Origin of the sequence: Paraburkholderia sp. J8-2 (assembly GCF_905220195.1) — a bacterium.
Taxonomy (GTDB): domain Bacteria; phylum Pseudomonadota; class Gammaproteobacteria; order Burkholderiales; family Burkholderiaceae; genus Paraburkholderia.
Window position 1 is genome coordinate 962,978 of the sequence record NZ_CAJMZA010000001.1, and the last position, 20,435, is coordinate 983,412.

At 65.1% G+C, this 20,435-nt stretch carries 21 protein-coding genes; 12 read left to right on the top strand and 9 right to left on the bottom strand.

Features of this window, described 5'->3' with window-relative positions:
• The first annotated feature begins 41 nt into the window (after positions 1 to 41).
• The gene (locus tag U5A52_RS04185; RefSeq protein WP_321934027.1) at positions 42 to 1,547 is read left to right on the top strand and encodes a purine-cytosine permease family protein; all 1,506 of its coding nucleotides are present in this window, start codon (positions 42 to 44) and stop codon (positions 1,545 to 1,547) included.
• A gap of 105 nt (positions 1,548 to 1,652) precedes the next feature.
• Here the strand turns inward: U5A52_RS04185 and hpnH are convergent, their stop codons facing one another.
• Entirely contained in the window at positions 1,653 to 2,804 is a 1,152-nt protein-coding gene (hpnH, locus tag U5A52_RS04190; RefSeq protein WP_321911694.1) for an adenosyl-hopene transferase HpnH, read from the bottom strand.
• 12 nt (positions 2,805 to 2,816) lie between these two features.
• Entirely contained in the window at positions 2,817 to 3,761 is a 945-nt protein-coding gene (gene ispH, locus U5A52_RS04195; RefSeq protein ID WP_158760806.1) for a 4-hydroxy-3-methylbut-2-enyl diphosphate reductase, read from the bottom strand.
• A gap of 421 nt (positions 3,762 to 4,182) precedes the next feature.
• Between ispH and hpnC the strand changes: the two genes are divergently transcribed.
• Positions 4,183 to 5,052: a squalene synthase HpnC gene (hpnC, locus tag U5A52_RS04200; RefSeq protein ID WP_321934028.1), complete on the top strand. Its 870-nt coding sequence runs from the start codon at positions 4,183 to 4,185 to the stop codon at positions 5,050 to 5,052.
• Positions 5,049 to 6,227 (top strand): glycosyltransferase, encoded by a 1,179-nt coding sequence (locus U5A52_RS04205; protein ID WP_321934029.1) that lies wholly within the window; start codon positions 5,049 to 5,051, stop codon positions 6,225 to 6,227. Before hpnC ends, U5A52_RS04205 begins: the two co-directional genes overlap by 4 nt.
• 68 nt (positions 6,228 to 6,295) lie before the next feature.
• Here U5A52_RS04205 and U5A52_RS04210 read toward each other — a convergent pair whose 3' ends face one another.
• Both U5A52_RS04210 and hpnA read right to left on the bottom strand, forming a co-directional pair.
• Positions 6,296 to 6,967, bottom strand: coding sequence for a hypothetical protein (locus tag U5A52_RS04210; protein WP_321934030.1), 672 nt, complete (start codon positions 6,965 to 6,967; stop codon positions 6,296 to 6,298).
• Between the two features lie 131 nt (positions 6,968 to 7,098).
• On the bottom strand, positions 7,099 to 8,121 hold the full coding sequence (gene hpnA / locus U5A52_RS04215) for a hopanoid-associated sugar epimerase (protein WP_321911684.1): 1,023 nt from the start codon (positions 8,119 to 8,121) through the stop codon (positions 7,099 to 7,101).
• Between the two features lie 128 nt (positions 8,122 to 8,249).
• On the opposite strand from hpnA, the gene U5A52_RS04220 reads away from it, so the two are divergent.
• On the top strand, positions 8,250 to 8,546 hold the full coding sequence (locus U5A52_RS04220) for an acylphosphatase (protein ID WP_321934031.1): 297 nt from the start codon (positions 8,250 to 8,252) through the stop codon (positions 8,544 to 8,546).
• A gap of 66 nt (positions 8,547 to 8,612) precedes the next feature.
• Here U5A52_RS04220 and egtD read toward each other — a convergent pair whose 3' ends face one another.
• Positions 8,613 to 9,617, bottom strand: a complete 1,005-nt coding sequence (gene egtD, locus U5A52_RS04225; protein ID WP_321934032.1) for an L-histidine N(alpha)-methyltransferase — start codon at positions 9,615 to 9,617, stop codon at positions 8,613 to 8,615.
• Between the two features lie 472 nt (positions 9,618 to 10,089).
• Between egtD and rarD the strand changes: the two genes are divergently transcribed.
• Positions 10,090 to 10,983, top strand: coding sequence for an EamA family transporter RarD (gene rarD, locus U5A52_RS04230; protein ID WP_321911678.1), 894 nt, complete (start codon positions 10,090 to 10,092; stop codon positions 10,981 to 10,983).
• 18 nt (positions 10,984 to 11,001) lie between these two features.
• On the opposite strand, the gene U5A52_RS04235 is transcribed toward rarD, so the two are convergent.
• A complete protein-coding gene (locus U5A52_RS04235; protein ID WP_321934033.1) occupies positions 11,002 to 11,550 on the bottom strand; it encodes a DUF962 domain-containing protein in 549 nt (182 codons plus the stop codon).
• A gap of 134 nt (positions 11,551 to 11,684) precedes the next feature.
• Here U5A52_RS04235 and U5A52_RS04240 point away from each other — a divergent pair, with 134 nt between their 5' ends.
• From U5A52_RS04240 to U5A52_RS04250, 3 genes are all read left to right on the top strand, one after another.
• Positions 11,685 to 12,416, top strand: coding sequence for a Crp/Fnr family transcriptional regulator (locus U5A52_RS04240; RefSeq protein ID WP_321911676.1), 732 nt, complete (start codon positions 11,685 to 11,687; stop codon positions 12,414 to 12,416).
• A gap of 195 nt (positions 12,417 to 12,611) precedes the next feature.
• Positions 12,612 to 13,253 carry an HAD family hydrolase gene (locus tag U5A52_RS04245; RefSeq protein WP_321934034.1) on the top strand — a complete coding sequence of 214 codons (642 nt, stop codon included), beginning with the start codon at positions 12,612 to 12,614 and terminating at the stop codon, positions 13,251 to 13,253.
• Between the two features lie 79 nt (positions 13,254 to 13,332).
• Positions 13,333 to 14,574: a dienelactone hydrolase family protein gene (locus tag U5A52_RS04250; RefSeq protein ID WP_321911671.1), complete on the top strand. Its 1,242-nt coding sequence runs from the start codon at positions 13,333 to 13,335 to the stop codon at positions 14,572 to 14,574.
• A gap of 22 nt (positions 14,575 to 14,596) precedes the next feature.
• On the opposite strand, the gene U5A52_RS04255 is transcribed toward U5A52_RS04250, so the two are convergent.
• A complete protein-coding gene (locus U5A52_RS04255) occupies positions 14,597 to 14,857 on the bottom strand; it encodes a hypothetical protein (RefSeq protein WP_321934035.1) in 261 nt (86 codons plus the stop codon).
• 426 nt (positions 14,858 to 15,283) lie between these two features.
• Between U5A52_RS04255 and U5A52_RS04260 the strand changes: the two genes are divergently transcribed.
• Positions 15,284 to 16,168, top strand: a complete 885-nt coding sequence (locus U5A52_RS04260; protein WP_321911668.1) for a peptidoglycan DD-metalloendopeptidase family protein — start codon at positions 15,284 to 15,286, stop codon at positions 16,166 to 16,168.
• A gap of 22 nt (positions 16,169 to 16,190) precedes the next feature.
• Positions 16,191 to 16,781 (top strand): YSC84-related protein, encoded by a 591-nt coding sequence (locus U5A52_RS04265; protein WP_321911667.1) that lies wholly within the window; start codon positions 16,191 to 16,193, stop codon positions 16,779 to 16,781.
• 32 nt (positions 16,782 to 16,813) lie between these two features.
• Here the strand turns inward: U5A52_RS04265 and U5A52_RS04270 are convergent, their stop codons facing one another.
• Both U5A52_RS04270 and U5A52_RS04275 read right to left on the bottom strand, forming a co-directional pair.
• Positions 16,814 to 17,602: a DNA/RNA non-specific endonuclease gene (locus tag U5A52_RS04270; RefSeq protein ID WP_321934036.1), complete on the bottom strand. Its 789-nt coding sequence runs from the start codon at positions 17,600 to 17,602 to the stop codon at positions 16,814 to 16,816.
• 255 nt (positions 17,603 to 17,857) lie between these two features.
• Complete coding sequence (locus U5A52_RS04275) at positions 17,858 to 18,217, bottom strand: DUF3564 domain-containing protein (protein ID WP_321911663.1); 360 nt, start codon at positions 18,215 to 18,217, stop codon at positions 17,858 to 17,860.
• A 307-nt stretch (positions 18,218 to 18,524) separates the two neighbouring features.
• Here U5A52_RS04275 and U5A52_RS04280 point away from each other — a divergent pair, with 307 nt between their 5' ends.
• Both U5A52_RS04280 and U5A52_RS04285 read left to right on the top strand, forming a co-directional pair.
• Complete coding sequence (locus tag U5A52_RS04280) at positions 18,525 to 18,947, top strand: rubrerythrin family protein (protein WP_158760823.1); 423 nt, start codon at positions 18,525 to 18,527, stop codon at positions 18,945 to 18,947.
• 135 nt (positions 18,948 to 19,082) lie between these two features.
• Positions 19,083 to 20,420: a heterodisulfide reductase-related iron-sulfur binding cluster gene (locus U5A52_RS04285; protein WP_321911660.1), complete on the top strand. Its 1,338-nt coding sequence runs from the start codon at positions 19,083 to 19,085 to the stop codon at positions 20,418 to 20,420.
• Positions 20,421 to 20,435: the final 15 nt, after the last annotated feature.

Consider the following 20,435-nt stretch of genomic DNA (forward strand, 5'->3'; position numbering starts at 1 on the left):
GCGCCGCCTGAACACACTACGAATATCTGGAGACAAGCAGCATGAATGTTCACGAAAACGCCGGCCTCGCGGCCGAGACGGCCGGGCTCGAAATCGAGAGCCGGTCGATCGACTACATTCCCGAGCGCGAGCGTCACGCGAAACTGAGCAGCCAGGGGCCGTTCTGGTTTCTCGGTAACTTCCACTTCTTCACGATCTCGATCGGCTTCGTCGGCCCGAGCATGGGCCTTTCGGCCGGCTGGACCACGCTTGGCGGCGCACTCGGCATCATGTTCGGCACCATCTTCATGGCGTTCCACGGCTCGCAAGGCCCGGAGATGGGCCTGCCGCAAATGATCCAGTCGCGCGCGCAGTTCGGCTATCGCGGCGTGGCGCTCGCGCTGCTGGCCACGCTCTTCGTGTTCGTGGGCTTCAACGTCGTGAACATCTCGCTGATCATGGACGGCCTGAAGAACGTGTTCGGTGTGAATCCTGCCGTGGTGGCGATCGTGGCGTCGCTCGCGGGCGGCGTGCTCGCGATCTACGGCCACGACCTCATGCACAAGGCGTTCAAGTGGGCGCTGATCGCGACGCTGCCGCTCTATGCGTTAGTGACGATCGCGCTTGCGTTCGGCGCGGGCAAGGGCGCCGCTGTCGTTCCCGCCGTGACCGCTGCCGCGCATCCTGGCTTCAGCTGGGTCGCATTCCTCACGCAGTTCGCGATTGGCGCGAGCTACAACATCTCGTACGCGCCGTATGTCTCCGACTATTCGCGCTATCTGCCGAAGCACACGAGCCGTGCGAAGCTGATCTCCGCGATTTTCCTCGGCGCCTCGCTCTCGGGTGCCTGGATGATTGGTCTCGGCGCATGGCTCGCGCAGCAGCTGAAGGCCTCGGATGCGCTCGTCGCGCTGAATCAGGTGGGCTCGTCGCTGTTTCCGGGCTGCGGAAGCCTGCTTGTCATCGTATCCGTGGCGGGCTTTTTGCCGATCATTGCGCTCAATACGTACAGCGCGATGCTCACGCTGCTCACGGGCGTCGACTCGTTCCGCAAGATCAAGCCCACGCGCCGCGCCCGCATTGGCGCGGTGATGACGATCAGCGCGATCCTGCTGGTCTGCACGCTTTCGATCAAGGGTAACGGCGTCGCGCTGCTCAACACGTTCCTCGTGCTGATGCTGTACTTCCTCGTGCCGTGGACCGCCGTGAATCTCGTCGATTACTTCTTCGTGCGCAAGGGGCGTTACGCGATCTCGCACTTCTTCACGCCGCAGGGCATCTACGGCGCGTGGCAGGCGCGTGGGATTGCTGCGTATCTGATCGGCTTTGCGGCAATGGTTCCGTTCTTCGCCATCGTCGATAACGAATCGGGCAAGGAGATCTTCGTGGGTTACTTCGCTCACCTGATGGACGGCATCGACCTTGCATGGCTCGTCGGGCTGATCGTGGCGGGCGCGAGCTACTATGTGCTGAGTCGCTCGCTCGATCTGCGTGCGGAAGAGAAGGTGATTCGCACCATCAAGGAAAGCGACATCGTTGCGATGGCGCGGCAGTCGGCAGGGCATTGAAAGGGCGCGCGGCGCGCAGATGTGCGCCGCAAAAAGACAAAGGGCGCAACGGTCATAACCGTTGCGCCCTTTTCGCTTTCGCGCCTTGCGGCGCGAAAAGGCGTATTAGCTTGCCGCGACCGTAACCGGCTTTTTCGTCTTGGCCGCGTTCTTGATCTCGTCGAGCTTGATCTCGACGTGACGCGAGAACACGTACTCAGCCGGACGCTGACCATCCAGCGAAATATCCTTCGCGAACGCGCCTTGCGTGCGCGGACCCGTAAGGGCGACGCGCGCGGCCTTGAGCGGATGCGCCACCGTGTCCATCACGGCGGTCGCTTCGAAGCCGCAGTGGACCATGCAGTCCGCGCACTTCTCGTACTTGCCCGTGCCGTACTTGTCCCAGTCGGTGGTTTCCATCAGTTCCTTGAAGGTCTTCACATAACCTTCGCCGACCAGATAGCAGGGCTTTTGCCAGCCGAACACCGTGCGCGCCGGGTTGCCCCACGGCGTGCACTGATACGTCTGGTTGCCCGCCAGGAAGTCGAGGAACAGGCTCGACTGGCTGAACGACCACTTCTTGCCGTTGTTGCCGCGCTTGAAGATCTCGCGGAACAGGTTCTTGGTCTTCTCGCGGTTCAGGAAGTGCTGCTGATCCGGCGCGCGCTCATAGGCATAGCCCGGCGAAACCGTGATACCGTCCACGCCGATCTCGCCGACCGTGTCGAAGAACTTCGCCACGCGCTCGGGCACGGCGTCGTTGAACAGCGTGCAGTTGATGTTCACGCGGAAGCCACGGCGCTTCGCTTCCTTGATGGCCGCGACGGCCTTGTCGTAGACGCCTTCCTGCGAGACCGAGTGGTCGTGCGCTTCGCGGTCGCCGTCAAGGTGCACCGACCAGACGAAGTACGGGTTCGGCTGGTAGTCGTCCATCTTCTTTTCCATGAGCAGCGCATTCGTGCAGAGATACACGAACTTCTTGCGCGCCATGATGCCCTTCACGATCTGCGGCATTTCCTTGTGCAGCAGCGGCTCGCCGCCTGCGATGGAAACGACCGGCGCGCCGCACTCATCGACGGCTTCCAGGCATTCCTCCAGCGACAGGCGCTGGTTCAGGATGGGATCCGGATAGTCGATCTTGCCGCAGCCATTGCAGGCGAGATTGCAGCGGAACAGCGGCTCGAGCATGAGCGCGAGCGGATAGCGCTTGTTGCCGCTGAAATGCTGGCGAAAGATGTACGAGCCAACGCGGACTTTTTGTAGCAGCGGAATAGACAAAGCGTGTCCTCCTTAAACTTCGCGCGCGACGAGCGGTTGCAAGAGCTTCGACGGCAGCTTGAATTCGACTTTTTCTTCACGGCCCGCCATCGTCGACACCTCGACAGGCCCCAACGCGCGCAGCGCGTCAATTACGTTCTCAACCATTTCTTCAGGCGCCGATGCGCCGGCCGTGATGCCGACCGTTTGCACATTGGCGAACCACTCGGACTTCACTTCCGAGCCGTCGGCCACGAGATAGCTCGGCACACCCGTTTCGCTGCCGATTTCGCGCAGACGATTCGAGTTCGAGCTGTTCGTTGCGCCCACGACGAGCAGCACGTCCACCTGATCAGACAGTTCGCGCACCGCAGCCTGGCGGTTCTGCGTCGCGTAGCAGATGTCGCGCGTGTCCGGGCCGACAATGTCGGAGAACCGCGCGAGCAGCGCGTCGATGATGCCGCGCGTGTCGTCCACCGAAAGGGTGGTTTGCGTCACGTACGCGAGCGGTGCATCGAGCGGCAGATCGAGCTTCGAAACATCGGCTTCGCTCTGCACGAGCAGCACGGTGCCGGGAATCTGGCCGATCGTACCTTCCACTTCAGGGTGACCGGCATGGCCGATCAGGATCAGCGTGCGGCCCGCCGCGACATACTGGCGGCCCTGCACATGAACCTTCGTGACGAGCGGGCAGGTGGCGTCGAGCACGTCGAGGTCGCGTTCCTCGGCGGCACGTTCCACGGTCTTGGCCACGCCGTGAGCACTGAAGATCGCCACGGCGCCTTCCGGCACTTCGTCGAGCTCTTCCACGAAACGCGCGCCCTTGTTGCGCAGGTTTTCGACCACGTGACGGTTGTGGACGATTTCATGGCGCACGTAGACCGGCGCGCCGTGTTTCTGCAGTGCGCGATCGACGATTTCGATGGCGCGGACAACCCCCGCGCAAAAGCCGCGGGGTTGGGCAAGGATCACTCGCATAAGGTGGCGAACTCCGACTGCCGCGTCAGGCGAGCGAATCGGTAAAAATGACCTGATCGCCGGCGGCTGTCTAATTATTAAGGATGCAAAAAGTCCGCCAAAGGGTGACGGAGTAAAAACTAGACGCGCATTTTAACCCCTTCGCCTTTCGTTTGCTGTGCAGCGCACTCGCGGGTGCTGCGTGCGCGCGACGGTGGCGCCCGGGCCGCGTCCATTTTTTCCCGAAAAGCCCCCCGCGTGGCGCTCTTGCGGCATGCGTCACGGCCTGCGCAAAGCGTGTCGCGCCTGCCGCACAGAACGGTACGCGAAGCCGGTGCGTCGGCGTTGCGCGGTGCAACATGCTCCGGGAACCCTTAAAATATCGCGTCCTGCGGGTCGCCTGGATGGTGCCCGTAGATACGACCCCATTCTGGACGCCTTGATGGAACCCGACCACTACGACGATTTTCCGGTAGCGCGCGTACTGCTGCCGAAGGCGCTGCGTGCGCCTGTCGGCGTGATCTACCACGTCGCGCGCACGCTCGACGACATCGCGGACGAAGGCGACTGGAGCCCCGAAGAGCGCCACACGCGCCTCGCCGATTTTCGCGAGGGCCTGAACGCGGTGGCCGAAGGCCGACCGGCGCGCGTCCATCCCATGCTGTTCGCGAAGCTCGCCGAGGTGGTGCGCGAGTGCCGCCTGCCGCTTGCACCGTTTTACGATCTCGTCGCGGCGTTCGACCAGGATATCGACGTCACACGTTATGCCGACCGCTTCGAGCTGCTGGACTTTTGCCGGCGCTCGGCGAATCCGGTCGGCCATCTGATGCTGCATCTGATCCACGAAGCGACGCCCGAAAATCTCGCCGATTCCGACGCGATCTGCACCGCCTTGCAGCTCGTCACGTTCTTGCAGGACGTGAGCGCCGACTGGGCGCGCGGCCGCATTTACCTGCCGCTCGCCGACCGCGAGCGCTTTGGCGTGACCGAAGCGCAGATCACCGCCGGCAAGGTGGACGACGCCTGGCGCGCGCTGATGGCGCACGAGGTGGCGTGCGCGCGCTCGCTCATGTTGAGCGGCGCGCCGCTCGCGCTGCGCGTGCCGGGGCGCTTCGGCCTCGAGCTGTGCAGCGTCGTGCATGGCGGACTGCGCGTGCTCGAAATCATCGAGCGCGGCGGCTACGATGTGTTCCGCGCGCGGCCTGCGCTGCGCGCGCCCGACTGGGCCGTGGTGCTCCTGCGCACGGCGGCCATGTGGCTGTCGCGCCGCGTGAGCGTGCGCGCACCTTCGATCGAGAGTAACAACGCATGATTACGACCATTCTGTTTGCCGTTTCCTGTCTCTCGCTGCTGATCTGGCTCGTGCTGCTGTTCGGGCGCGGCGGCTTCTGGCGCGCCCGCCCGGCCGCACCGCTGCCGATCGTCGAGCCCGCGGCCGGCTGGCCTGCCGCGTGCGCCGTCGTGCCGGCGCGCAACGAGGCCGACGCGATTGGCGAGGCCGTCAGCTCGCTGCTCCAGCAGGACTACGGCGGCGAGTTCCACGTCATCGTGATCGACGACCACAGCACCGACGGCACCGCCGAAGCCGCCCGCGCCGCCGCGCTCGCGCTGCAGTGCCCGGAAAAGCTCAGCGTGATTACGGCGAAGCCGCTGCCGGCAGGCTGGTCGGGCAAGGTCTGGGCGCAGTCGCAGGGCATCGAGGCCGTGCGCACGCTCAAGCTGCCCGCGGACTACCTGCTCCTCACCGACGCCGACATCGGCCATCCGCCCGAAGCGCTCGCGCAGCTTGTGGTGCGCGCGCAGGCCGAAGGCCGCGACCTCGTCTCGCTGATGGTGCGGCTGCGCTGCGATTCCTTCTGGGAAAAGGCGCTGATCCCGGCGTTCGTGTTCTTCTTCGCGAAGCTCTACCCGTTCTCGTGGGTCAACAACCCGAAGAACCGCACGGCGGCCGCGGCCGGTGGCTGCATGCTGGTGCGCCGCCAGGCGCTCGAAGAGGCTGGCGGCATCGAGTCGATCCGCGCCGAGCTGATCGACGACTGCAGCCTGGCCGCGCGGATCAAGCATCGCGGCGAAGGGCATCATCCGATCCGGCTCGACGTCGCCGCGAAGAGCGTGTCGCTGCGCCCGTACGATTCGTGGAAGGACATCTGGAACATGATCGCGCGCACGGCGTTCACGCAGCTGCATTACTCGGCGTGGCAGCTCGCGGGCACGCTGCTCGGCATGACGATCATCTATCTCGCGCCGCCCGTGGTCGCGCTCGTGCTCGGGCCGAAGGGCTGGCCCGCGTGGATTGCCTGGGCGCTGATGTGTTGCGCCTACTCGCCCATGCTCGCCTACTACCGGCGCTCGCCGCTGTGGGCGCCGTTCCTGCCGCTCGTCGCGCTGTTCTATGTAGGCGCGACGTTCGCTTCGGCCTGGCGCTTCTGGCGGGGCAAGGGCGGTCAGTGGAAGGCGCGCGTGCAGGCGCCGGTGCAGGGGCGTTAAAGGGCCTGCAAATGAAAAAAGCCGTCGCTTCCGACGGCTTTTTTGTTTTGACGGTGTCCGCCCGCGCGTTAGCGCTGTGTGAGCATCATGTACATCTGCACGGCGATATCGGGCGAGAACGTGAACGGCACCCAGCCGTGGCCCGTGTGGCGCAACACCAGCAGGCGGTCGCCGTTGGATTGTTTCTGCACGGCCATCATCGGATTCTTCGTCGATGCGAAACGCCAGCCTTGCGGAATGCCCGGCGGCGGTTCGGGCTGCATCGAGGCGCGCGCGTTCGACAGCTCCTCGATCATCTGGCCGACCTGCAGCGCGTTGAGCGTTACCGTCTGGCCGCCGATCGTCAGCGTGATCTCGTTCTGCGACGGGCGCGCAACGTGCAGTTCGGGCTGCGCGGGCGCAGCGTTCGTCGCTTCGTTGGCCGCCTCGGCAGCGGGTTCGATGGCTTCGGCGGTTTCGGTCACGGTTGCACTTGCAGCTTCAACGGCTTCAACGGTTTCTGCGGCCGCGGGCGCGGCGGCGTCGGCATGGCGGTCAGCATCAACCGCGGCCGTATCGACGGCAACGGTTTGCGGCTGCTCAGCGACGGCTTGCTCCGCTTCGCTGCTTGCAACGGGAGATTCCTGCTGGGGAACTGCGGCGGCGCGTTCATCGGCGCGCGGTGCGTGCGCGGCGGCGGCGGCCTGAAGGAGCTGATCGACGCCCGCTTCGAGCGCGCCAATCTGGTCTTGAAGATTCATGCGAGCTTCTCAGGTAAGACCCGCGATTCTACCCGTAGCTCACGCGCATTGCCCTTCAGGCGTTGTACGCATGTTGCAAGAAAAGTTGTAACAGTTTCCTCAGCCTGGCTCATTTCGCGTTCATTTCGCGCTTATTTCGCGTTCAGGTATCCCGCTTCGCGGAACCACGCGAGCGCATCCTTCAAGCCCTCGCGATACGGCCGCGCGCGATAACCGAGCTCGCGCTCCGCCTTCGCCGACGTGAAATACATCTTGTTTTTCGACATCTTGAGTGCGTCGACGGTCACGAACGGCTCGCGCTTCGTGAAGCGCGCCACGGCTTCCGCGCCCATCGCGAGCGGATAGAGTGGCCAGCGCGGCAGCGCGATCGTCGGCGGTTTGCGGCCCACCATGCCGGCGATGTCGGCGAGCATCTGCTGCAGCGGCAAATTCTCCCCGCCGAGGATATAGCGCTCGCCAATGCGCCCGCGCTCCAGCGCGAGGAAGTGGCCGTTCGCCACGTCGTCCACGTGCGCGAGATTCAGGCCGGTGTCGACGAAGGCGGGGATCTTGCCCGTCGCCGCTTCGACGATGATGCGGCCCGTGGGCGTGGGTTTCACGTCGCGCGGGCCGATGGGCGTGGACGGATTGACGATCACGGCGGGCAGGCCGTCGCGCTCGATCATGCGCTCCACGGCGCGCTCGGACAGCACCTTGCTGCGCTTGTACACGCCAATGGCCTGCTCGGGGGTGAGCGGCGAGGTTTCGTCGGCGGAGTTGCCCGAGCTCGTGACCTTGAGCGTGGCCACGCTGCTCGTATAGACGATGCGCTCCACGCCCGCGTCGAGCGCCGCGCGCATGGTGGCTTCGGCGCCTTCGAGGTTGGCGCGTTCGATTTCGTGCGGATCGGGCGCCCACAGGCGATAGTCGGCGGCCACATGAAAGAGGTAGCGCACACCGGCCAGGGCCTGGCGCATGGAGGCGGCGTCGCGCATGTCGCCGGTGACGATCTCGGCGTCGAGCGCTTCGAGGTTCTTGCGCGGGCTCGTCGCGCGCACCAGCACGCGCACGGCAAAGCCCTTTTCCTGCGCGATGCGGGCGACGGCCGAGCCGACGAAGCCGGACGCGCCGGTGATCAGGACGAGATCGCGGTTGGCTCGGGAGGTGTCGGTCATTACAGGGTCGTTTCCATGTTCGGTGATGGCGCTGCGGCGTGGCACGGATTGTACGTGGCGCGAGCCCGGCGCGTGTGCGCGTTGGCGTCTACAATGCCGACCGTAAAGCATGCATGGAGAAACGAACAATGAGCGAACCGGATCTGGATACGCGCCTGGAAACGTACTACGTGCGCGTGCGCGGGACGGTGCAGGGCGTGGGTTTTCGTCACGCGACAGTGCGCCAGGCGCACGCGCTGCGCATTCGCGGCTACGTCGCGAACATGGAGGACGGCTCGGTCGAAGCCGTGATCCAGGGCACGGCGAACCAGGTGGACCGCATGCTTTCGTGGCTGCGCCACGGGCCGCCGGCCGCACGCGTGAATTCGGTGGAAAGCGAGGAGCGTGTGACCGAAAAACGTTACGAACGCTTCGAGCAACACTGAGAATCGCGCAATAAAAAAGCGGTGCGCCAGGTAACTGGCGCACCGCTTTTTCGTTCCCGGCGCCGCTTACTTCACGGCGAGCAGGCTCTCCGCGAATCCCCATTCCTTCTCGACCCACTGGCGCGTGCATGCGAAGCCCGCGTCGGCGGCGATCGCCGGGATTTCATCGGCGTGGTACTTGTGGCTGCTCTCGGTCCAGATCGTCTCGCCTGCACCGATCTCGACGGCGAGATTCGCCGCGTGCACCTCGGCGTGCACGTCGCGCTTCGCGCGCAGATGCATCTCGATGCTGCGCACGTCCGGATTGAAGCGCGCGACGTGCTCGAAGTCGCGCAGGTCGAAGTCGCCGTCCAGTTCGCGGTTGATGCGCGCAAGCAGGTTCAGGTTGAACGCGGCCGTCGCGCCAATGGCGTCGTCGTAGGCGGCGATCAGCGTATCGACGGGCTTCACGAGGTCGGTGCCGAGCAAGAGCGTGTCGCCGGGGCGCAGCATCGCGCGGATGTCGCGCAGGAAGCGCGTGGCCGCAAGGCGCGCGAAGTTGCCAATCGTGCTGCCGAGAAAGAGCACGAGCAGTTGCTCGCCTTCTTTGCGCTGGCGGCTCACCTCGGATAAACCAGCGAGATAGTCGCGCTCGTAACCGACGATCGAAATGCGCTCGATATCGGCGAGTTCGCGCCGGCATAGCTGCAGGGCGGTGCGCGAAATCTCGATCGGGCAGTAGGACGTTGGGCGCCTGCGGCACAGCGCTTCGAGAATGCGGCGCGTCTTGCGGCCGCTGCCGCTGCCGAGTTCGGCGACTTTCACGTCGGAGGGCAGCGCCTCGACGATCTCGGCCGCGTAGCGCGTGAGCAGACGCTCTTCGCTGCGCGTGACGCCGTACTCGGGCAGCACGGTGATGACTTCGAAGAGGGCCGAGCCGACTTCGTCATACAAATATTTCGAAGGCAATTCCTTTTGCGGCGAGCGCGTCAAACCCGCACGCACTTCGGCGGCGAATGTGCTGGCGGCGGGGGAAAGGGCGAATGCGCGGGCGGGGTCGACAACGGCGGGGCGGGGCGCAGAACGTAGCATGCGGGCTCCAGGGGGCGTTGGACGTTAGGGACGGCGTCGTGAAGCGTGAATCGCGGCGACCGGCGAAGGCGTGGCGCTCCGGGACAAGCGAGGCGCGGCTCCAGCGGCCCCGGTGAAATCTCGCTCGTCGAAGCGAATTCCAGCCGCGAATGCCAGCCAGTCAAGGCGCTGGCGGGCTGGCATGGCGAGACTTACGTTCTAGTCCATCGTTGCGCGATCTGCCGGACTAAATTCCTCGGCCAGTGCCTGGCCCGCAAGCGCGCACGGCATGTGCCCGCCTTGTCCGGCACGGGTTTGCGCCGCCTGCCGGCGTCAAAACGCGACTAGAATGCGGTCTCGCCGACGGCAACGCCGGCCCGCGCCTTATTCAATAGCCAATTCAAATGACAACGTTTTTACCCGCGCGCGCGAAAGTTACGCGCCGCGCCGCTCGCGATCTCTCCGCTTTTGCTTTCCTTACCCGCGTGTTCCGATGAACCAGTACGAACCCGGGCGCGGTATTGCGCTTTCCGTGGGCGCTTCGGCGCTGTTCGCGCTGATGTCGGCGTACACGCTCCTGCTCGCGCCGCTCGGCGGCCTCGATATTTTCGCGTGGCGCGTGATCTGGACCGCGCCTGGCGCGCTGGCCCTGCTGGTGCTGCGCCAGCGCGCGCCGCAATTGCGTGCGCTCGTCGCGCGCATGGTGCGAGAGCCGCGCACCGCGCTCGCGCTGGTGGCGAGCGCCGCGCTGCTGGGCTCGCAGCTGTGGGTGTTTCTGTGGGCGCCGCTACACGGACGCATGCTGGAGGTGTCGCTCGGCTACTTTCTGCTGCCGCTCATCATGGTGCTGGTGGGGCGCTTTTACTATCACGAGCGCCTCGAACCGCTGCAATGGCTCGCCGTGGCGTGCGCCGCCGTGGGCGTGGCGCACGAGTTGTGGGCCACGCACGCGTTCTCCTGGCCCACGCTGCTCGTCGCGTTCGGCTATCCGCCGTATTTCGTGCTGCGCCGCAAGATTCACGCGGACTCACTCGTCACCTTTGCCGTGGAGATGCTGCTGCTCGTGCCGGTGGCGGTGCTCGAAGTGCGTGCGGGCGGCTCGCTCGCGCTGCTCGACGCGCATAAGTTTCTCGCCTTCGTGCTGCTGCCCGGACTCGGCGTGCTCAGCACCGTCGCGCTTGCGTCATACCTGAAAGCGAGCCGTCTGCTGCCGATGGCGCTCTTCGGCATCCTCGGCTATGTCGAGCCGGTGCTCCTCGTCATCGTTTCGGTCACGCTGCTGGGCGAGCATCTCGGCATGCGCCAGCTCGGGACTTACGTGCCGATCTGGCTCGCCGTCGCGCTCACGGCGGTGCACGCGGCGCGGCTCATACGGTTCGAGCGCTGAGGCTCGCTCAACGGCCGGTCACTGCCGCGCTTCCTGAGCGCGCGGCGGGTTGATGCGCGTAGGTCCCACCTTCGCCTCGATAGCCGCACGCAGCTGCGGGCGCCAGCCGAAGCTGAACAGCGCTTCGGCGAGCACGAAAAGCGGGCCGATGATGAGGCCGATGAGATCGTCGACGAAGGCCGGCTTGCGATGCTCCCACGCAATGTGCCCGACGAACTGGAAGATCCAGCCAACCACGAACAGGCCCACGCCGCCGGCTAGCCACGCGGCGGTGCCTTGCTGCGCGAGCCATGCGCCGAACGCCACGCACGCGGCGGAGACGACCGCCATCATGAGTCCGAGCGGCACGTCCAGCACGAGGTAGTAGATCGTTGCAGCGCCGAACAGCAGCCACGCAGGCGACACCGGAACCGGGAGGCCAAACGCCGCGAGCGCGATTGCCGGGCGCGAAAGCAGCACCGCAAGCGCGAGCACGATGAGCGGAATGCCGACGAAATGCGTACCGATGTTGCGCGCGTCGCGGTGATACGCCGCGTACTGGGTGAGTTGCTCGGTCAGGTTACGCATGGGTGTCTCTCTGTCTCCAAAATCATTATGATCGTCGGGCTTACGGGCGCAAACCTTCGGCTAGCCGACAATTGCGCCGATTGCGCCGATTGCGCCGCTTTTTGTGGGCCGCCTGGCCCGCTTGACCTGCCCCGATGCCTTCACGTTCCACCCCGCCAACCACCGCCAGTTCACCGTCCGCTGTCGCCGCGCTCGAGCGCAGCGCGTGGTTCCGCGGCGCGCCCGCACCGTTGCGCGACGCGCTGCGCGCGGCAGGGCGCGTGCGCACGCTGCAGGCAGGCGAGCGTCTCTTCATGCGCGGCGACCCGGACGACGGCATTTACTGCGTGCTGGAAGGCGCGGTGCGCGTGGGGGCGGCAAGCGTGGCGGGCCGCGAGGCGCTGCTCGCCGTGGTTGGGCCCGCACACTGGTTCGGCGAGATCACGCTCTTCGACGGCGGCGCGCGCACGCACGACGCCTACGCCGAGCGCGACGCCACGCTCTTTCACGTGCCGCGCGCGGCGCTCGTGGCGCTGCTCGACGCAACGCCTGCGTACTGGCACGCGTTCGGCTTGCTGCTCGCGCAAAAGCTGCGGCTGGCGTTCGACGCCATTGAGGAAAGCGCGCTGCTGGGCGCTTCCGCGCGCGTGGCGCGCCGGTTACTGCTGCTCTCGAACGAATACGGAGAGGCGGCCGCCGCGCACGGCGCGGCGCGCGCGCGCCTCGTGATCAACGTGCCGCAGGAGGATCTCGCGCTGATGCTCGCGCTCTCGCGGCAAACCGTGAACCAGATCCTGCGCCAGTTCGAGCGCGAAGGGTGGCTCGCGTTGCGCTACGGCGAAATCGAGATCGTCGATGCCGCGGGCCTCGCGACACAAGCACAGTGATGCCAATGTTTCAGCATCAATACGCGTCCATATCGATTCACATTGATGAATTACATCAATATCAACGGAGCACTCGCACTTCGTTTGCAGCCACATCGCGTTTGCGCCGACAATGACGCGCGTTCGGCGCGTTCGGCGCGTTCGGCGCGCCCGGCCGCGTCGCCTTTCTCTTCCACGCACTGCTGATATCGCTTCATGAACGACCGCGTCATCGCCGCATTCGACTTTGATGGCACCATCACCACGACCGACAGCTTTCGCGCCTTCATGCTCGACGCCGCCGGCCCCGCCCGCTTCGCTGCCGCCGCGCTGCGCTGCCTGCCTTCGCTGATCGGCGTTCCGCTCGGCTGGTCGCCGCGCGGGCCGACCAAGGCGCGCTTCCTGTACGCCGCCATGGGGCCCGTGCGGCGCGAGGCGCTCGAAGCCGCTGCGCAGCGCTTCGTCGAGCGCCGTCTGCCCGCGCTGCTGCGCCCCGAAATGCTCGCGCGCGTGGCCGAACACCAGGCGCTCGGGCACGAGGTCGTGCTCGTGAGTGCGTCGCCGTCGATCTATCTGCGCATCTGGGCAAAGACGGTCGGCATCGACACCGTGCTTTCGAGCGAGCTCGAATGGCGCGATGGCGTGTATACGGGCCGTCTGGCGGGCAACAACTGCTGGGGCCCGGAAAAGGTCGCGCGACTGCGCGCGTGGTGGGGCAAGCATGCGCCCGCCACGCTCTACGCTTATGGCGACAGCCGCGGCGACAAGGAAATGGCCGAACTTGCACAGTACGCGTGGATACGCGGCGAGTCGGCGTTGCCGCCGCTCGCGGCGGCGGGCGGCTTCGACACGGCGTGAAGGGTTCGGCGCGCTGCATCGGCGCGAGATCGACGCTAACCTAGCGCAACTAACCAGGACGAACGGAGGAGACACACCAATGAACGGACAATGGACCCAGGTGAAGTCGCATGACGGCGGCGAATTTCGCGCCTACACGGCGCTGCCGCCCGAGGGCAGCGGTCCCGGCCTCGTGCTGCTGCAGGAGATCTTCGGCGTCAACGGCTACATGCGCGCGCTCGCCGACCGCTACGCCGAGGAAGGCTACGTCGTGATGGTGCCGGACCTGTTCTGGCGTCTGGAGCCGAACGTCGATCTCGGCTACGAAGGCGCCGACGCGCAAAAGGCGTTCTCGCTCTACGAGCGCTTCGATGTCGACCTCGCGATGCAAGACGTGGCGCAAACGCTCGCCGCGCTGCGCGCGCATCCGCAGCATCGCGGCAAGGTCGGCACGGTGGGTTTCTGCCTGGGCGGCAAGCTCGCGTACCTGAGCGCGACGCGCACCGATGTCGATTGCGCGATCGGCTACTACGCCGTGGGGCTCGAAAACAATCTGGACGAAGCCGCGCGCATCACGCGCCCGCTCATGCTGCACTTCGGCGCCGACGACGCCTACTGCGACGCCGCCGCGCGCGAACGCATTGCAGCGGCGCTCTCGGACAAGCCGGGCGTCGAGCTGTATACGTACCCGGGCTGCGATCACGCGTTCGCTTCGCCGGCCCGCCCGCAGTACAACAAGCCGGCTACGATGATGGCGTACTCGCGCACGCTCGCCATGCTGCGCCGCGTGCTTGGCCCGATCTACGACTTCAACGCGCTGTGGGAAGAGCACTGCTATCACGAGTTCGTCGCGCGCAACCCGAGCGACGTGATGCCGACGATGGTCGCGCAACCCTACGTCAACCACATTCCCACGATGACGGGCGGGGTGGGTCACGACGAGCTCAAGCGCTTCTACACGCACCACTTCGTGCATTCGAACCCGGAAGACACGCGCCTGATCCCGATCTCGCGCACGATCGGCTCGGACCGCGTGGTGGACGAGTTCATCTTCTGCTGCACGCACGACCGCGAAATCGACTGGCTGCTGCCGGGCCTCGCGCCCACGGGAAAATACTTCGAAGTGCCGATGCTTGCGGTGATCTGCTTTCGCGGCAACAAGCTCTATAACGAGCACATCTACTGGGACCAGGCCTCGGTGCTCGCGCAGATCGGCGCGATCGATCCCACCGGCCTGCCGATCGCGGGCGCGCAAAGCGCGAAGAAGCTGCTCGACGAAACGCTGCCCTCGAACACGCTCATGGCGCGCGCCTGGAGCGAGAGCGAAGGCAAGCCGTTCTAACGCGCGCTGCGCGTAAGTGTTATCAATTGAACGGATTGTCGACGACGCCGGGCTTCTCGTCCGGCTCGTCGGCGACCTTCGCGGGCAGGTGCGGCTCGGCCTGCAGTTTCTTCACGACGTCGTCGAGCGCCGCCTTTAGCGCCAGTGCGGCAGTGAGGCCGCGCTTGTCGCGCGTAAGCTCCAGCGTGCCGGCAAGCGTCACGCGCGTCGTGCCGTTCGTGAGCGTGAGTGCGTCGCCTTGTACGTTGAGCACGTCGCTGTCGTTTGCGTATGGGTCGAACACCGTTTGATCCTCCTTCTGCGTGACGGGGGCGCGCCCCCTGGTAGCGGCGCGATGTCGGGGCCCGCATTATAGGGAGCCTGACGCGCCACCTTCAATTCTCTTCATCGATTCCTGTCTGTCGCTTCGTCTTTTCTGCCTAAGTTTGTGGCGGACTTGTCACGTCAATGTCAAAGCCACACGCATACACGCCGCGCGCGCTGATGCAGGTCAATTCGCTCGCGCTAAACCACGGCATCCACAGGCAAACCAACGATGATGACGCACCCGCGCCCGCAAGCGCGGACGGTCTGTTTCAGTGCGAGCAAGGGAGTCATCGATGGGAATTCTGGATAAGGTATCTGAAAATGCGGGAGCGGACACGGCGGACAACGCCGCTCCGCAGGCCTGACGATGCGCGGCCAGCATCAAGAGGCCACGCAGCGCGCCATGGCCTCGCGCGTCGTAGTCGGCGCGACGCTCGCATTAGCCATCGCGCTTGAATTCACATTGAGCGGCTGCACGATCACGCCGTGGCGTACCGCAGCAAGCGACGAGGCCGGAACGGCCGCGGACACCGGCGTCACGACGACCGCCGTGCCGCCTCCGGCGGTTGCCGCGTCGACGTTGCCTGCGAAGCCCGCTGCGGCCGAGGCGAGCCCCTCCGGCTTGTATCGCGTGAAGTCGGGCGACACGCTCTATCACATCGCGAAAGCCTCGGGCCAGCGCCCGGCCGACCTCGTGAGCTGGAACAAGCTGCCCGCCGACGGAAAGGTCCAGGTGGGGCAGCTCTTGCGCGTTGCGCCGCCCGCGGCCACCGCAGCAACCACCGTCGCGCCCGCGAATACGCCCGCGAAGCCTTCCGCCGCGCAAGCGACCAAACCGGCAGCCACGCCCGCAACCGCAACGGCCACCGCAGCGAGCGCGCCGCCCGCCGTCACACCGAAGCCCGCCGCCGCGCGCAGCAACGCCCGTTTCATCTGGCCGATCGAGGGCAGCGTTGCGCAGCCCTTCAAGGGGAAATCGAAGGGTGTGGTGATCGCCGGGCCGCCGGGCCAACAGGTGAAAGCAGCGGCGTCGGGGCGCGTGGTCTATGCCGGGAGTGGCATGCAGGCGTACGGCAAGCTCGTCATCGTGAAGCACGACGCGCGTCTAGTCACGGCCTACGGGCGCAACGCCAGGCTGCTCGTGAAGGAGGGCGACGCGGTGAAGCAGGGCCAGGCGATTGCCGTGAGCGGCACGGACGGCGCTGGCATCTCCACCCTCATGTTCGAGGTGCGCGAGAACGGCAAGCCCGTCGATCCGCTCGCACAGTTGCCCAAGGCACCTCAATAATTACGCAGGATACCGAATCAAGATGAAGAGAAGGGAATTCCTCACCGGCTCGCTGGCCATTGCCGGATGGCTCGCGGCGAGCGCGGGCTGCACGACGACCTCGGGTTCCGCCGATGCCGATCCCGCTACCGAGAATGCCGTTGCGCGCCGTGAGATCGACACGGGCATCGACGAAACACTCGCACGCCTTTATCGCACCGTGCCGGGCGCGCGTGAACTCATTGCCAAGGCGCGTGGCGTGCTCGTGTTCCCAGAAGTCGTAGGCGCGGGTTTCGTGATTGGCGCCGAATACGGACGCGGCGCGCTGCGCGTGGAAGGCCGCACGCTGGGCTACTTCACGACGATGGGCGGCTCGTTCGGCGCCCAGATCGGGGCACAGTCGCGCGCCGTCGTTTATGCGTTCATGACGCGCTCCTCGCTCGACCGCTTCAAGCGCAGCAGCGGCTGGAGCGCGGGCGCGGATGCCACCGTCGCGCTCGTGAAAATGGGCGCCAACGGCAAGATCGATACCTCGACGGCGGTGAATCCCATCGAAGCGTTCGTGCTGACGAACGGCGGCTTGATGGCGGGCGTTTCGCTGGAAGGCTCGAAAGTCTCGCGGCTCGATATCTAGCGCTTCAGCAGCGCCGCCACCGCCTTACCCAGTTACCAGCCCCATTTGCTCACGGCAAAGCCGCGGCCGTTGAACGAGACCTTTTCCTTCGCCGCGACATCCGCCGGAATACCCGGGAACGCAATGCCGCTCTGCGCTTCGAGGTCGCGCACCGAGCGCACGTCATAGCGGTCGACAGCCGTATTGTCGGCGACGATGGCGAACGCGAGCTGCTGCGAAGGCACGTACACGACCTTGAAGATCTGCGTGGGGACGAGCACGCGCGTCGCGCCGATGGTCTGCAACTGCGCGCCCGTGAAGAGCGGGCCGGTCACGACATAAGCTTCGCCATACTTCGATGCGAGCTTGCGTACGGCGGTTTCGATATGCGCCCAAAGGCGCTGGTTATTGTCGCGATTCTGCGGAACGATATTGGCGAGCGAAAACGATTCCGCCATCGCCTGCGCATTCCAGCGGTTGCCTGCCGGGCTCATGTGGCCGCGGTCGAAACCGCTGCGCTTGTAGTCGGCGAGCGTCGCGCCTTCACCTTCGGGCAGGCGGTCGTCTTCGAAAAAGCGGTTCGTGCGCGTCATGTCCTTCGCGGCTTCGAGGTGATCGCGCGTGAGATGCTCGGCGGACCACAGCGGACCGTGCGTGACGCCCGAATGCAGCACGACGAAATCCGAGTAGCAAAGCATGCGCGTCTTCGGCGCCATGCGTTGATTCGTGAGCGTCGGGAACTGGCCGCCGGGCACGAATTGCGAACAGGCCGGCGCGGCGTAAGCGTGGCTGGCGGCGGCGAGCACCAGCGAGGAAATCAGTGAGGCGAACAGCTTCTTCATCTAGGGGGCTGGCGGGAACGGGGTGGTATCGAGCGGGCGATAAAGCGGGCTGAAAGTATAGCGGGCGCGTGGACGCACTTGAAGGCGGGAGGAAAGCGCGGCGCAAAAAAACGCGCGCCCGCCGGGTGGGCGGGCGCAAGCAAGACGTGAAACAGAATCAGATGCAATGAGCGCGGCAGCGTTGCGTTGCTGCGCGAGGAGCGCGGCGGCAAATGATGCCGCCTGCATTCAATCGATTACGTCATCAACCACCATTCAGCCTGCAAAAAGCGAATGCTCGGCGTGGACCATCTGGCGGTCCACCGCCTGGAGGCGCCATTGGCCTTCCATCGGCGAGTGTGAGGATTCGCACGACCAGGTCGCGTCGCCGTGTGCGGAACTGATTTCCTGGCGGCGATTCACGTGCAGACCGCGTAGCGTGCACAGCGGCTCGTTTTCGAGCGGCGCGCATAGCGACGTGACACCATTCACGTCGCGCAATTCACCCCATTCTGGCAGGTCGATCCCTTCATGAGACTCGCGGGACCAGCGTTGCTGGTCGGTGTCGAGCCAAAGCACTGCATAGTCGTGATTGACGGTCGGATCGGAACCGTTGATCAGGATCGTAAGTCGCATGGCATCTCCGCAAAGTTGATCGGGTGCGTCGGCAAATTCAAAGTCTAGGACGACTCCGCTCGCGCGCAAAGTGAAGAGTGCAGGACAGATCGTCGCGCGCACGACGCGTGCCTGGACTGGCCCCGTTTATGCAGGTTGGTGCCCGAGTAAACCCGGCTACGCTATCGCGAGGATTGAAATTCACAATTGGGAACGCAAACGCCGCAACCTAGATTAATAGTGCGGCGGAGTCGCCCCCCCATGCTGCATTGCACGAAGGCGAATTGCGTCGCGTCCCCACATTTCAGGTCGAACCATGGAGGCACAGATGTCACAGCTAAAGGGCTCGAAGACGGAACAGAACCTCAAGGATGCATTCGCCGGTGAATCACAGGCCAACCGCCGTTATCTGTATTTCGCAGCCAAGGCCGACGTAGAAGGACAAAACGATGTCGCGGCGCTGTTTCGCTCGACCGCCGAAGGCGAAACCGGCCACGCGCACGGCCACCTCGAATATCTGGAAGCGGTAGGCGATCCGGCCACCGGGCTGCCGTTCGGCAGCTCGCGTTTGAATCTGCAGGCGGCGATTGCAGGCGAAACGCATGAATACACCGACATGTACCCCGGCATGGCCAAGGTCGCGCGCGACGAAGGCTTCGACGAAATCGCGAACTGGTTCGAGACACTAGCCAAGGCGGAGCGCAGTCACGCCAACCGCTATACGAAGGCGCTGGAAGTGCTGGCGGATTGAGCATCGACGCGTGCTTCCCGGCACGCATCCATGACGCGCGCGCTTTTTGTTTCGCGTGCCGGGCAAGCACCGGCGCGCGTGCGCGCGCGCTCGCCCGGCCGCGTATTTGGCTGATAAATAAAAGAAGGAGACGTCATGCCCCACAAGGAAGGCAGTCTCGAAGCGCCCACGCGCCATCCGCTCGACTGGCGCTCCGACGCTTTTTACGACCAGGGCCAGCTCGATACGGAACTCGCGCGCGTGTTCGATATCTGTGCGGGCTGCCGGCGCTGCGTGTCGTTATGCGGTGCGTTTCCGGCGCTCTTCGATCTCGTCGACGAAACCGAGAGCGGCGAAGCGCACGATGTCGACAAGGCGTCGTTCGACAAGGTCGTCGACCAGTGCTATCTGTGCGATCTCTGCTACATGACGAAGTGCCCCTATGTGCCGCCGCATCCGTGGAATGTGGACTTTCCGCATCTCATGCTGCGGGCCAAAGCGGTTCACTACCGCAAGGGCGAAGTGAAGCTGCGCGACCGCGTGCTTTCGAACACCGACGCACTCGGTCAGATCGCCGGCATTCCGGTCGTCACGCAAACAGTCAATGCGATCAACCACACGAAGGCGATGCGTGGCGCGATGGAAGACATGCTGGGCGTCGATCGCAAAGCGTGGCTGCCCGACTTCGCGACGCACAAGTTTCGTAACGTTGCAAAACGCGCGGCATCGAGCGAGGTGCGCGACGGCGAACGCACGCCGGGCAAGGTCGCCATTTACGCGACCTGCTACGTGAATTTCAACGAGCCCGGCATTGGCCACGATCTGCTCGCGGTGCTCGACCACAACGAGATTCCCTACGAACTGGTGAAGAGCGAATGGTGCTGCGGCATGCCGTTGCTGGAGCAGGGCAATCTGGAGGGCGTGGCGCACAAGCAGTCGCAGAACATGCCGATGCTCGCGCGTTACGCGCGCGACGGTTATGCGCTGATCGGCGCGGTGCCGAGCTGTGTGCTCATGTACAAGCACGAACTACCGCTGATGTTCCCCGACGACGCCAATACGAAAGCCGTGAGCGACGCGTTCTGGGACCCGTTCGAGTATCTCGTGGCACGTCATCGCGACGGCCTGCTGAAGACCGATTTCCGCGCGCCGCTTGGCAACGTGTCGTATCACGTGCCGTGTCACGCGCGCGTGCAGAACATTGGCCGCAAGACCTTCGACCTGCTTTCGCTCGTGCCGGAAACGAAAGTGACGGTGGTCGAGCGCTGTTCGGGCCACGCCGGGACGTTCGGCGTGAAGAAGGAATTCCACGCCATGTCGATGAAGATCGGCACGCCCGTATTCAAGCAGATGGGTCAGGCCCAGCCCAACTTCATCTCGTCCGATTGCCAGCTTGCGGGGCATCACATTGCGCAGGGCATGGAAGAGAACCAGCTCGGCGAGCCGCCGCTCGCGCACCCCATTACCCTGCTGCGCCGCGCCTATGGCATCTAGGCCCCGGCGCAAACA

Coding starts and splice junctions, on each gene's coding strand:
- U5A52_RS04245 (WP_321934034.1), top strand. CDS start 12,612: ATGAACGACCGCGTCATCGCCGCATTCGACTTTGATGGCACCATCACC.
- U5A52_RS04235 (WP_321934033.1), bottom strand. CDS start 11,550: ATGCGTAACCTGACCGAGCAACTCACCCAGTACGCGGCGTATCACCGC.
- U5A52_RS04280 (WP_158760823.1), top strand. CDS start 18,525: ATGTCACAGCTAAAGGGCTCGAAGACGGAACAGAACCTCAAGGATGCA.
- hpnA (WP_321911684.1), bottom strand. CDS start 8,121: ATGACCGACACCTCCCGAGCCAACCGCGATCTCGTCCTGATCACCGGC.
- U5A52_RS04220 (WP_321934031.1), top strand. CDS start 8,250: ATGAGCGAACCGGATCTGGATACGCGCCTGGAAACGTACTACGTGCGC.
- U5A52_RS04185 (WP_321934027.1), top strand. CDS start 42: ATGAATGTTCACGAAAACGCCGGCCTCGCGGCCGAGACGGCCGGGCTC.
- hpnC (WP_321934028.1), top strand. CDS start 4,183: ATGGAACCCGACCACTACGACGATTTTCCGGTAGCGCGCGTACTGCTG.
- U5A52_RS04275 (WP_321911663.1), bottom strand. CDS start 18,217: ATGCGACTTACGATCCTGATCAACGGTTCCGATCCGACCGTCAATCAC.
- ispH (WP_158760806.1), bottom strand. CDS start 3,761: ATGCGAGTGATCCTTGCCCAACCCCGCGGCTTTTGCGCGGGGGTTGTC.
- U5A52_RS04205 (WP_321934029.1), top strand. CDS start 5,049: ATGATTACGACCATTCTGTTTGCCGTTTCCTGTCTCTCGCTGCTGATC.
- rarD (WP_321911678.1), top strand. CDS start 10,090: ATGAACCAGTACGAACCCGGGCGCGGTATTGCGCTTTCCGTGGGCGCT.
- U5A52_RS04240 (WP_321911676.1), top strand. CDS start 11,685: ATGCCTTCACGTTCCACCCCGCCAACCACCGCCAGTTCACCGTCCGCT.
- U5A52_RS04285 (WP_321911660.1), top strand. CDS start 19,083: ATGCCCCACAAGGAAGGCAGTCTCGAAGCGCCCACGCGCCATCCGCTC.
- egtD (WP_321934032.1), bottom strand. CDS start 9,617: ATGCTACGTTCTGCGCCCCGCCCCGCCGTTGTCGACCCCGCCCGCGCA.
- U5A52_RS04210 (WP_321934030.1), bottom strand. CDS start 6,967: ATGAATCTTCAAGACCAGATTGGCGCGCTCGAAGCGGGCGTCGATCAG.
- U5A52_RS04270 (WP_321934036.1), bottom strand. CDS start 17,602: ATGAAGAAGCTGTTCGCCTCACTGATTTCCTCGCTGGTGCTCGCCGCC.
- U5A52_RS04250 (WP_321911671.1), top strand. CDS start 13,333: ATGAACGGACAATGGACCCAGGTGAAGTCGCATGACGGCGGCGAATTT.
- U5A52_RS04260 (WP_321911668.1), top strand. CDS start 15,284: ATGGCCTCGCGCGTCGTAGTCGGCGCGACGCTCGCATTAGCCATCGCG.
- U5A52_RS04265 (WP_321911667.1), top strand. CDS start 16,191: ATGAAGAGAAGGGAATTCCTCACCGGCTCGCTGGCCATTGCCGGATGG.